Source organism: Halomonas sp. SL18_1, from assembly GCF_055755715.1.
This window is the reverse complement of record NZ_JBVTRK010000001.1, coordinates 145,793-157,148: the sequence shown is the minus strand read 5'-3', so window position 1 is coordinate 157,148 and position 11,356 is coordinate 145,793. Positions and strand designations below refer to the sequence as shown.

Genomic DNA, 11,356 nt, shown 5'->3' with positions numbered 1-11,356 from the left:
CAAGCGGGCCCCGGTCAGGCGTTCTGCTTGACGTATTACGCGTCGCGTAATAGTCTGCGGAAATGATTGAGTCCTTTGCCTGTAAGCGCACTCAGCAACTCTATGAAGGGACTGGATGCGCCAAAGCATTTCGCGCCTTCCGGCGACAGGCCGAGCGTAAGCTGCAGCTGCTGGATTCGGCGACCACCCTGGATTTCCTGCGCTCGCCACCCGGCAATCGCCTTGAGGCACTTCGCGGGGACAGGCAGGGTCAATACAGCATCAGGATCAATGACCAATGGCGCCTCTGCTTTCGCTTCAACAGCGGCGCCGCCTACGATGTCGAGATCGTGGACTACCACTGACCATTCCGAACAAGGAGCCCTCAGCATGATCAAGAACGGCATGCGGCCTATCCATCCGGGCGAGGTGCTGCGGGAGGACTATCTCGAGCCGCTAGAAATGAGTGTGAACGCCCTCGCGCGTGAGCTTCGCGTTCCTGCGACCCGGTTGCATGAGATCGTCAAGGAGCGCCGCGCGATTTCGGCAGATACGGCCCTGCGTCTGGCTCGTTACTTTGGTGGCGAAGCTCAGTCGTGGCTGAACCTACAGGCTGCCTACGATATCAAGCGGGTCGAACTCGACCATGGCGAGGAGATCGAGCGAAGCGTATCACCGCGAGATGCTGCCTGAGGCTCTGGTATACTCCTCCCCATTCTCAACGCCATGACAGTTCAGGAGTCCGCATGACCCGTATCGCCATCGTCGGTGTCGCCGGCCGCATGGGCCGCACCCTGGTCAACGCCGTGCAGCAGGACGCCGACGCCGTCCTGGCCGGCGGCATCGTCGAGCCGGGCAGTACCCTTGCCGGCGCCGATATCGGCGAGCTGGCTGGCGTCGGCAGGCTGGGGGTGGCGGCGGTGGATTCCCTCGACGCCATCGTCGACGACTTCGACGTGCTGATCGACTTCACCGCTCCCCAGGTAACGCTGGCCAACCTGGCCTTCTGCGCGGCCCACGGCAAGCGCATGGTGATCGGCACTACCGGGCTCTCCGACGAGGAGCTGGCCGTGCTCGAAGGCTTCCGCGACCGGCTGCCCATGGTCTTTGCCCCCAACATGAGCGTGGGTGTCAACCTGACCCTGAAGCTGCTGCAGACCGCGGCCAGGGCACTGGGCGACGAGGGCTACGACATCGAGGTGATCGAGGCCCATCACCGTCACAAGGTCGATTCGCCCTCCGGCACGGCGCTGAAGATGGGCGAGGTGGTGGCCGAGAGCCTGGGGCGCAGCCTCAAGGAGCACGGCGTCTTCGAGCGCGTCGGCCAGTGCGGGCCGCGGGACCCCAAGGAGATCGGCTTCGCCACGGTGCGCGCCGGCGATATCGTCGGCGAGCATACGGTGATGTTTGCCGCCGAGGGCGAGCGCATCGAGATCACCCACAAGGCGTCGAGCCGGATGACCTTCGCCAAGGGCGCGGTGCGGGCGGCCCGCTGGGTCGCCGGCCAGGGCAACGGGCGCTATGGCATGCAGGATGTGCTGGGGCTGGAGTGAGGTGAAACCCCAGGGTTATCGCAGTTATTTTGTGGGAGGTAGCTTCAGCTCGCGAAGCAGCGCGCAGCGCTGCCCGATCTGGGCGCCTTTCGGCGCCTTCGCCCGGCAGAGCCGGCCTCCCACTTAGCCTCTCTCTACCGTGGGTGCTATCAGCTGCGATAGCCCTGCGGATAACCTCACTGGGGGTAGTCGCCGGGCACCATTTCCTGTAACATCTCCAAAATTTTGGCCGGGCGCCTGAAAAACAGCAGTTCCACTGCGCGCTTGTTGCGTGGCCAGCCCCCGAGTAAGACAGACAACAAGCGGGATGAAACCGGTTTTCTATCGGCTTCGTCCCGCTTTTTTACGAGCCGAATCTGTCGTAGTGACGATAGCCGACGAGCCTGCGCCCCTCAGGCTCGCATTAGCATGGGAGGATGTTACGTTGAACAGACCCGCGATACTGGCCCTGGAAGACGGCAGTGTATTTCATGGCACGGCGATCGGTGCCGATGGACAGACCAGCGGTGAGGTGGTGTTCAATACGGCCATGACCGGCTATCAGGAGATCCTGACCGATCCCTCCTACACCCGACAGATCGTCACCCTGACCTACCCGCATATCGGCAACACCGGCATCAACGCCGAGGACGTGGAGTCCGGCGCCATCGCCGCCGCCGGCCTGGTGATCCGCGACCTGCCGCTCATCGCCAGCAGCTTCCGCTCCGAACAGTCGCTCTCCGACTACCTCAAGAGCCAGAACGTGCTGGGCATTGCCGATATCGATACCCGCCGGCTGACCCGCATCCTGCGCGACAAGGGCTCCCAGAACGGCGCGATCCTCGCCGGTGACCTGGCCTCCGGCGACGACGCCGTGGCGCGTGCCCTGGCCGCGGCCCGGGAGTTCCCCGGCCTCAAGGGCATGGACCTGGCCAAGGTGGTCTCCTGCCAGACCCCCTATGAGTGGCGCGAGGGGGAGTGGGCCCTGGGCGAGGGGTACGCTGATACCAGCCAGGTCGAACGCCCCTACCACGTGGTGGCCTACGACTTCGGCGTCAAGCGCAACATCCTGCGCATGCTCGCCTCCCGCGGCTGCCGCCTCACCGTGGTGCCGGCCCAGACCCCGGCCGCCGAGGTGCTGGCCATGAACCCGGACGGCATCTTCCTGGCCAACGGCCCCGGCGACCCCGCGCCCTGCGACTATGCCATCACCGCGATCCGCGAGCTCCTCGAGACCGAGGTCCCGCTGTTCGGCATCTGCCTGGGCCACCAGCTGCTGGCCCTGGCCAGCGGGGCCAAGACCGTGAAGATGGGCCACGGCCACCACGGCGCCAACCACCCGGTGCAGGACCTCGACAGCGGTCAGGTGATGATCACCAGCCAGAACCACGGCTTCGCCGCCGACGAGGCGAGCCTGCCGGACACCCTGCGCGCCACCCATCGCTCGCTGTTCGACGGCACCCTGCAGGGCATCGAGCGCACCGACCGCCCGGCCTTCAGCTTCCAGGGGCACCCGGAAGCGAGCCCCGGTCCCCGGGACGTCTCGCCGCTGTTCGATCGTTTCGTCGCCATGATGAAGGCGCGCCGCTGAGCGCGACCCGACCGACACCAGCCTGTTTATCACCGATTAGCCGCGGGAATCATCATGCCCAAACGTACTGACATCCAGAGCATCCTGATCATCGGCGCCGGCCCCATCGTCATCGGCCAGGCGTGCGAATTCGACTACTCCGGCGCCCAGGCCTGCAAGGCGCTGCGCGAGGAGGGCTTCCGGGTCATCCTGGTCAACTCCAACCCGGCCACCATCATGACCGACCCGGCCATGGCCGACGCCACCTATATCGAGCCGATCACCTGGCAGGCGGTGGAGAAGATCATCGAGGCCGAGCGCCCCGATGCGATCCTGCCCACCATGGGCGGCCAGACCGCGCTCAACTGCGCCCTGGACCTGGACAAGCACGGTGTGCTGGCCCAGTACGGCGTGGAGATGATCGGCGCCAACGCCGACGCCATCAACAAGGCCGAGGACCGCGACCTCTTCGACCAGGCCATGAAGCGCATCGGCCTGGAGTGCCCCAAGGCCGAGGTGGCCCACAGCATGGAAGAGGCCTGGCGCATCCAGGCGTTGCTGGGCTTCCCGGTGATCATCCGCCCCTCCTACACCATGGGCGGCTCCGGCGGCGGGGTGGCCTACAACAAGGAGGAGTTCGAGGAGATCTGCACCCGCGGCTTCGAGCTCTCCAATAACCATGAACTGCTGATCGACGAGTCGCTGCTGGGCTGGAAGGAGTACGAGATGGAGGTCGTTCGTGACAAGAACGACAACTGCATCATCGTCTGCGCCATCGAGAACTTCGATCCCATGGGCGTGCACACCGGCGACTCCATCACCGTGGCCCCGGCGCAGACGCTGACCGACAAGGAGTACCAGATCATGCGCGACGCCTCGCTGGCGGTGCTGCGCGAGATCGGCGTCGAGACCGGCGGCTCCAACGTCCAGTTCGGCGTCGACCCGAATACCGGGCGCATGGTGGTCATCGAGATGAACCCGCGGGTGTCGCGCTCCTCGGCGCTGGCCTCCAAGGCCACCGGCTTCCCGATCGCCAAGATCGCCGCCAAGCTGGCGGTGGGCTATACCCTGGACGAGCTCAAGAACGACATCACCGGGGGCGCACCCCGGCCTCCTTCGAGCCCTCCATCGACTATGTCGTCACCAAGATTCCGCGCTTCACCTTCGAGAAGTTTCCCCAGGCAAACGACCGCCTGACCACTCAGATGAAGTCGGTGGGCGAAGTGATGGCCATCGGGCGCACCTTCCAGGAGTCGCTGCAGAAGGCGCTGCGCGGCATGGAGACCGGCAACGACGGCCTCGACCCCATATTTCCTGATTTCAAACCCGGCGACTTCACCGACGAGGCCCTGGCGCATATCAAGGGCGAGCTGCAGGCCGCCGGGGCCGAGCGCATCTTCTACGTGGCCGACGCCATGCGCTCGGGGATGAGCGTCGAGGAGGTCTTCGCGCTGACCAAGATCGACCCCTGGTTCCTGGTCCAGCTCGAGGAGCTGGTACGCCTCGAGCAGGAGGTGGCCAAGCGCTCGCTCTCCGAGCTCGACGCCCGGGAGCTCTTCCGCCTCAAGCGCAAGGGGTTCAGTGACGCCCGCCTGGCCCGCCTGCTGGGCGTGGCCGAGAAGGAGTTCCGCAAGACCCGTCAGAAGGCCGGCATCCGCCCGGTCTACAAGCGGGTGGACACCTGTGCCGCCGAGTTCGCCACCGATACCGCCTACCTCTACTCCACCTACGAGGAGGAGTGCGAGGCCGAGGTATCCGAGCGCCAGAAGATCATGGTGCTGGGCGGTGGCCCCAACCGCATCGGCCAGGGGATCGAGTTCGACTACTGCTGCGTGCACGCCGCCTTCGCCATGCGCGACGACGGCTATGAGACCATCATGGTCAACTGCAACCCGGAGACCGTCTCCACCGACTACGACACCTCCGATCGCCTCTACTTCGAGCCGGTGACCCTGGAGGACGTGCTGGAGATCGCCGACAAGGAGCAGCCGGTCGGTGTGATCGTGCAGTTCGGCGGCCAGACCCCGCTCAAGCTGGCCCGCGAGCTGGAGGCCGCCGGGGTGCCGATCATCGGTACCACCCCGGACGCCATCGACCGCGCCGAGGACCGTGAGCGCTTCCAGCAGATGATCGACAAGCTGGGGCTCAAGCAGCCGCCCAACGCCACCGCGCGCAGCTTCGACGAGGCCTTCGCCAAGGCCGAGGCGATCGGCTACCCGCTGGTGGTGCGCCCCAGCTACGTGCTGGGCGGGCGCGCCATGGAGATCGTCTACGACGCCTCGGAGCTCGAGAACTACATGACCCACGCGGTCAAGGTCTCCAACGACTCCCCGGTGCTGCTCGACCACTTCCTCAACGCCGCCATCGAGATCGACATCGATGCGGTCAGCGACGGCCGCGAGGTGGTGATCGGCGGCATCATGCAGCATATCGAGCAGGCCGGGGTGCATTCCGGCGACTCCGCCTGCGCGCTGCCGCCCTACTCGTTGCCCGCCGAGGTGCAGGACGAGATGCGCGAGCAGGTCAAGCGCATGGCGGTGGAGCTGGGCGTCAAGGGGCTGATGAACGTGCAGCTGGCCTGGCAGGACGGCGAGATCTACGTCATCGAGGTCAACCCCCGCGCCTCGCGCACCGTGCCCTTCGTCTCCAAGTGCATCGGCACCTCCCTGGCCCAGGTCGCCGCCCGCTGCATGGCCGGTACCAGCCTCGCCGAGCAGGGCTTCACCCGGGAGATCGTGCCGCACTTCTACAGCGTCAAGGAGGCGGTCTTCCCGTTCAACAAGTTCCCGGGCGTCGACCCGATCCTGTCGCCGGAGATGAAGTCCACCGGCGAGGTGATGGGCAGCGGCGACACCTTCGCCGAGGCCTTCTACAAGGCGCAGCTGGGCGCCGGCGAGGCGATTCCTGCGCTTTCGGGCGACCGCAAGGCCTTCCTCTCGGTGCGCGAGCCGGACAAGCCGGGAGTTATCGAGATCGCCCGTTCTCTGTTAGGATTGGGCTTCACGCTGTGTGCGACCCGCGGTACCGCCGCTGCCCTGGAGGCGGCCGGTCTCGACGTCGAGGTCGTGAACAAGGTCTATGAAGGTCGTCCGCATATCGTCGATCTGCTCAAGAACGACGACATCGCCTACATCGTTAATACCACCGAGGGTCGCCAGGCGATCAATGACTCCTCGGTGATCCGTCGTACCGCGCTGGCCCGCAAGGTCCCCTACGCCACCACCCTGGCGGGGGCGAGTGCCGTTTGCATGGCGCTGGAGTACGGCAATGCCATTACGGTGCGGCGGCTACAGGAACTGCATGCAGGAGCTGCACAATGAACAAGGTCCCGATGACCGTCGCTGGTGAGGCGCGCCTGCGCAAGGAGCTCGATCACCTCAAGAGCGAGGCGCGCCCCAAGGTGATCGCCGCCATCGCCGAGGCCCGCGAGCATGGCGATCTCAAGGAGAACGCCGAGTACCATGCCGCCCGCGAGCAGCAGGGCTTCATCGAAGGGCGCATCCAGGAGATCGAGAGCAAGCTCTCCAGCGCCCAGGTGATCGACGTCACCAAGCTGCCGCGCACCGGCAAGGTGATCTTCGGCGTCACCGTGGAGCTGATCAATCTGGGTAACGATGAGGAGGTGACCTACCGCATCGTCGGCGAGGACGAGGCCGAGATCAAGGCCGGCAAGATCTCCGTGACCTCGCCCATCGCCCGGGCGCTGATCGGCAAGGAGGAGGGCGACACCGTGCTGGTCAAGACCCCCGGCGGCGAGGTCGAGTACGAGATCTCAAGCGTCGAGCACCTGTAGCCCTTCGGGCAGCTGTAAGCCATAAGCTTTAAGCTGTAAGAAGAACACCTCTAGTTCAGGTTTGAGCTGGAGGTGTTCTGGGTTTGACTTACAGCTTACGGCTTAAAGCTGACAGCTCTGAGCGGCAGCTCAGTGTCGCCCGTGGTGCCCCTCGAAGCGCTTGATATTGGAGAGCTTGGGGTTGGCCTGGGGGTTGGCGCGGTAGAGCAGCGCCATTTTGCCGATGGTCTGCACCCGCTCGGCGCCGCTGGCGTCGATCAGCTCGTCGAGCATGGCGGCGCGGTCGTCGCGATCGGGCAGGGCCAGCTTGACCTTGATTAGCTCGTGGTCGTTGAGCGCGCGGTCGAGTTCGGCCAGCAGCCCCTCGGACAGCCCGTTCTCCGATACGATCACCACCGGGCCCAGGTGATGGCCGATGCTGCGAAATGCTTTCTTTTGTGCCTGTGACAAGCTCATGGTATCTTGCGTCATCCGGTTGCGCTCAGCCCACCATGGTACGGTGAAACGCCACCCGGTGAAAGCATGGCAAGGCCTGATTGCCAGGCCGCCCGCCCCGCTCCAGCTCGCACCGCTTCAGGCACCTAGGCCTGCTCGCATTTCCAGATCGATTTTCAAGGTGATGCCGTGGCTCGCTCCACTTCCTCCTCGGGTGACAATGCCGATGCCGCTCGTCGGCCCCGTGCCGGCAAGCATGCCGCCAGCAAGACCAGCAAGGGGTGGCTCAAGGAGCACTTCGACGACCGCTTCGTCCAGCAGCGCTGGCAGGACGGCTACCGCAGCCGGGCCAGCTACAAGCTGCTGGCGCTCGACGAGAAGGATCGGCTGTTCAAGCCGGGCATGGCGGTGATCGACCTGGGCGCGGCACCCGGCGGCTGGAGCCAGGTGGCCGCCGAGCAGGTGGGCCCGGAAGGGCTGGTGATCGCCTCCGATATTCTGGAGATGGATGCGCTGGCCGGGGTCGAGTTTATCCAGGGCGACTTCACCGAAGAGGCGGTGCTGGAGGCGATCCTCGCGACCCTGGGCGATCGCCCGGTGGACCTTGTGATGTCGGATATGGCCCCCAATATGAGTGGCATGGCCGCCATCGACCAGCCCCAGGCGATGTACTTGGTGGAGCTGGCGCTGGACCTGGCCCGCCAGACGCTGAGGCCCGGCGGTCGGTTTCTGGCCAAGGTGTTTCAGGGCGAGGGCTTCGATGCTTACCTGAAAGAGCTGCGCGGCGACTTCGCGCGGGTGGTGACGCGCAAGCCGGAAGCGTCCCGGGCGCGTTCCCGGGAGGTGTACCTGCTGGCGGAAGGATTTCGCGGCTGAGCGCAGGCTCGGCGGCACGTAAGGGGATGGTCGGTGGCAGGCCGATCATCGATAGACAAAGACTAATGGCGCGATGGCCGGACAAGGTCGCTCAACTGTGTCACAGTGGGGCGTGGCGCGGTCTGTCGCCGCCGGGTGGAACATGCCTTGCCCGCGCGTGGTCTCAAAGCCAGGCGTTTCGGCCGGGAAAGATGCTTGCAATGAGGGTAGTCCCTTGAATGATATGGCGAAGAACCTGATTCTGTGGTTGGTCATCGCGGCGGTGCTGCTGACGGTGTTCAACAACTTCAGCGTCGACACGGCACCGCAGACGATGAACTACTCGCAGTTCGTCCAGCAGGTGCAGAACCAGCAGGTGCGTAGCGTCACCATCGACGGCTACCGCATCACCGGTGAGCGAACCGACGGCTCCGAGTTCCAGACCATCCGCCCGGCGGCGGAGGATCCCAAGCTGATCGACGATCTGCTCTCCCACAACGTCACCGTGGTGGGCAAGGAGCCCCAGGAGCAGAGCCTCTGGACGCGGCTGCTGATCGCCAGTTTCCCGATCCTGCTGATCCTGGCCATCTTCATGTTCTTCATGCGGCAGATGCAGGGGGGCGCCGGGGGCAAGGGCGGCCCCATGAGCTTCGGCAAGTCCAAGGCCAAGCTGCTCTCCCAGGACCAGATCAAGACCACCTTCTCCGATGTGGCCGGCTGCGACGAGGCCAAGGAGGAGGTCGAGGAGCTGGTCGACTTCCTGCGCGACCCCTCCAAGTTCCAGCGCCTGGGCGGCACCATTCCCCGCGGCGTGCTGATGGTGGGCCCGCCCGGTACCGGCAAGACGCTGCTGGCCAAGTCCATCGCCGGCGAGGCCAAGGTGCCGTTCTTCTCGATCTCCGGCTCCGACTTCGTCGAGATGTTCGTCGGCGTGGGTGCCTCGCGGGTTCGCGACATGTTCGAGCAGGCCAAGAAGCAGGCGCCCTGCATCATCTTTATCGACGAGATCGACGCCGTGGGTCGCTCGCGCGGCGCCGGCATGGGCGGCGGCAACGACGAGCGCGAACAGACGCTCAACCAGCTGCTGGTGGAGATGGATGGCTTCGAGGCCAACGAGGGCATCATCGTCATCGCCGCCACCAACCGTCCCGACGTGCTCGACCCGGCGCTGCTGCGCCCGGGCCGCTTCGACCGCCAGGTGGTGGTGCCGCTGCCCGATATCCGCGGTCGCGAGCATATCCTCAACGTGCACCTGCGCAAGGTGCCGCTGGCCGACGACGTCAAGCCGTCGCTGATCGCCCGCGGTACTCCCGGTTTCTCCGGTGCCGACCTGGCCAACCTGGTCAACGAGGCAGCGCTGTTCGCCGCGCGGCGCAACAAGCGCCTGGTGGGCATGGATGAGCTGGAGCTGGCCAAGGACAAGATCATGATGGGCGCCGAGCGCAAGTCCATGGTCATGACCGACAAGGAGAAGCTCAACACCGCCTATCACGAATCGGGTCACGCCATCATCGGCCTGGTGATGCCTGAGCACGACCCGGTCTACAAGGTGACCATCATTCCCCGCGGCCGCGCCCTGGGCGTGACCATGTTCCTGCCCGAGCAGGACCGCTACAGCCTGTCGCGGCAGCAGATCATCAGTCAGATCTGTTCGCTGTTCGGCGGTCGCATCGCCGAGGAGATGACCCTGGGGCCCAACGGCGTCACCACCGGGGCCTCCAACGACATCAAGCGCGCCACCGAGCTGGCCCACAACATGGTGGCCAAGTGGGGCCTCTCCGAGGAGATGGGGCCGATCATGTACGACGAGGACGAGTCCCACCAGTTCCTCGGCGGCCCCGGCCAGGGTGGCAAGCTCAAGTCCGGCGAGACCACGTCGAAGCTGGACAAGGAAGTGCGCAAGATCATCGATGAGTGCTATGCCCGGGCCAAGCAGATTCTCGAGGAGAATCGCGACAAGCTCGACGCCATGGCGGACGCCCTGATGCAGTACGAGACCATCGACGCCGACCAGCTCAAGGACATCATGGAGGGCCGCACGCCGCGCCCGCCCAAGGACTGGGAGGATGGTGATTCCGGCAGCGGCTCACCGATCACCGGCGAAGAGGAGCCGGAGGTGAGCGAGAGTGAGTCGCCGGCAAGCGACAGCGGCGACGGCAGCGACGACGGCGAGGAGGAGGACGACGAGCCGCGCCGCCGGCCCTCCGACCCGCTGGGTGGCCCCGCGGGCTCTTGATCCCGCTCACCGCCCCAGGCAGGCGCCCCGTTGGGGCGCCTTTGCCGTGGGGCCTGCCGTTTCTGCCCCTCTGCGACCCGCCACAGGACCGACCCTAGATGATGGACAGCGTTTCGCCGACCTGGCTGCCGTGTGGGCGGCACCGCCTCGACCTCTCCTTTCCCCGGGTCATGGGGATTCTCAACGTCACCCCCGACTCCTTCTCCGACGGTGGCCACCACCTGGCCCTGGACGACGCCCTGCGCCATGCCGAGCGCATGCTGGCCGAGGGGGCGGCGATCATCGACGTGGGCGGCGAGTCCACGCGCCCGGGGGCGCTGCCGGTCACCCCTCAGCAGGAACTCGACCGGGTGGCCCCGGTGGTGGAGGCTCTGGTGCGCGAGCTCGACGCGCTGGTGTCGGTGGATACCAGCAGCCCCGAGGTGATGAATGAGGCCGCGGCGCTGGGCGCCGGGATGCTCAACGACGTGCGTGCCCTGGAGCGCGAGGGCGCCCTGGCCGCGGCCATCGGCAGCGGTCTGCCGGTCTGCCTGATGCATCGCCAGGGCGAGCCCCGCGACATGCAGCAGGCGCCCCACTATGATGAACCGGTAGAGGTGGCGGTGGCCGACTATCTCGCCGCCCGGGTGGCGGCCTGCGAGGCGGCCGGCATGCGTCGCGAGCGTCTGCTGCTCGACCCGGGCTTCGGCTTCGGCAAGACCGTCGAGCATAACCTGCGCTTGCTCAACCGTATGGAGCGGCTGGCCGGCCTCGAGGTGCCGCTGCTGGTGGGGATGTCGCGCAAGAGCATGATCGGCAAGGTGCTGGGTCGGCCGGTGGAGGAGCGCTTGCCGGGTGGGCTGGCGCTGGCCGCACTGGCCGTCGAGCGCGGCGCCCGTATCCTGCGCGTCCATGACGTGGGCCCAACGCTGGACGCGGTGAACATGACCTGGGCCGTACTCAAGGAAGGCTGCTAA

The 11,356-nt window shown here is 66.0% G+C and carries 9 protein-coding genes and 1 pseudogene; 8 read left to right on the top strand and 2 right to left on the bottom strand.

Features of this window, described 5'->3' with window-relative positions:
* Positions 1–35: 35 nt before the first annotated feature.
* Complete coding sequence (locus tag ACSJDS_RS00790; RefSeq protein ID WP_473031705.1) at positions 36–386, bottom strand: hypothetical protein; 351 nt, start codon at positions 384–386, stop codon at positions 36–38.
* On the opposite strand from ACSJDS_RS00790, the gene ACSJDS_RS00785 reads away from it, so the two are divergent.
* The 5 genes and pseudogenes from ACSJDS_RS00785 to greA all read left to right on the top strand — a co-directional run bounded on the left by ACSJDS_RS00785 (position 370) and on the right by greA (position 6,874).
* Positions 370–672 (top strand): HigA family addiction module antitoxin, encoded by a 303-nt coding sequence (locus ACSJDS_RS00785; RefSeq protein WP_473031704.1) that lies wholly within the window; start codon positions 370–372, stop codon positions 670–672. The genes ACSJDS_RS00790 and ACSJDS_RS00785 overlap by 17 nt on opposite strands.
* Positions 673–725: 53 nt before the next feature.
* The gene (dapB, locus tag ACSJDS_RS00780) at positions 726–1,532 is read left to right on the top strand and encodes a 4-hydroxy-tetrahydrodipicolinate reductase (protein ID WP_473031703.1); all 807 of its coding nucleotides are present in this window, start codon (positions 726–728) and stop codon (positions 1,530–1,532) included.
* Positions 1,533–1,956: 424 nt separating this feature from the next.
* Entirely contained in the window at positions 1,957–3,102 is a 1,146-nt protein-coding gene (gene carA, locus ACSJDS_RS00775; protein WP_473031702.1) for a glutamine-hydrolyzing carbamoyl-phosphate synthase small subunit, read from the top strand.
* Between the two features lie 54 nt (positions 3,103–3,156).
* Positions 3,157–6,401 (top strand): annotated as a pseudogene (gene carB / locus ACSJDS_RS00770) (carbamoyl-phosphate synthase large subunit).
* On the top strand, positions 6,398–6,874 hold the full coding sequence (gene greA, locus ACSJDS_RS00765; protein ID WP_473031701.1) for a transcription elongation factor GreA: 477 nt from the start codon (positions 6,398–6,400) through the stop codon (positions 6,872–6,874). The pseudogene carB and the gene greA overlap by 4 nt, the downstream one beginning before the upstream one ends.
* 129 nt (positions 6,875–7,003) lie before the next feature.
* On the opposite strand, the gene yhbY is transcribed toward greA, so the two are convergent.
* Entirely contained in the window at positions 7,004–7,330 is a 327-nt protein-coding gene (gene yhbY / locus ACSJDS_RS00760) for a ribosome assembly RNA-binding protein YhbY (protein WP_473031700.1), read from the bottom strand.
* 168 nt (positions 7,331–7,498) lie between these two features.
* Here yhbY and rlmE point away from each other — a divergent pair, with 168 nt between their 5' ends.
* From rlmE to folP, 3 genes are all read left to right on the top strand, one after another.
* Positions 7,499–8,185, top strand: coding sequence for a 23S rRNA (uridine(2552)-2'-O)-methyltransferase RlmE (gene rlmE / locus ACSJDS_RS00755; RefSeq protein ID WP_473031699.1), 687 nt, complete (start codon positions 7,499–7,501; stop codon positions 8,183–8,185).
* A gap of 214 nt (positions 8,186–8,399) precedes the next feature.
* Entirely contained in the window at positions 8,400–10,400 is a 2,001-nt protein-coding gene (ftsH, locus tag ACSJDS_RS00750; RefSeq protein WP_473031698.1) for an ATP-dependent zinc metalloprotease FtsH, read from the top strand.
* A gap of 98 nt (positions 10,401–10,498) precedes the next feature.
* Entirely contained in the window at positions 10,499–11,356 is an 858-nt protein-coding gene (gene folP / locus ACSJDS_RS00745; RefSeq protein ID WP_473031697.1) for a dihydropteroate synthase, read from the top strand.

What these genes read in the sequence shown, in the direction of transcription:
- greA (WP_473031701.1), top strand. Translation starts at nt 6,398, where the DNA reads ATGAACAAGGTCCCGATGACCGTCGCTGGTGAGGCGCGCCTGCGCAAG.
- dapB (WP_473031703.1), top strand. Translation starts at nt 726, where the DNA reads ATGACCCGTATCGCCATCGTCGGTGTCGCCGGCCGCATGGGCCGCACC.
- ACSJDS_RS00785 (WP_473031704.1), top strand. Translation starts at nt 370, where the DNA reads ATGATCAAGAACGGCATGCGGCCTATCCATCCGGGCGAGGTGCTGCGG.
- yhbY (WP_473031700.1), bottom strand. Translation starts at nt 7,330, where the DNA reads ATGAGCTTGTCACAGGCACAAAAGAAAGCATTTCGCAGCATCGGCCAT.
- folP (WP_473031697.1), top strand. Translation starts at nt 10,499, where the DNA reads ATGATGGACAGCGTTTCGCCGACCTGGCTGCCGTGTGGGCGGCACCGC.
- ACSJDS_RS00790 (WP_473031705.1), bottom strand. Translation starts at nt 386, where the DNA reads ATGCCGTTCTTGATCATGCTGAGGGCTCCTTGTTCGGAATGGTCAGTG.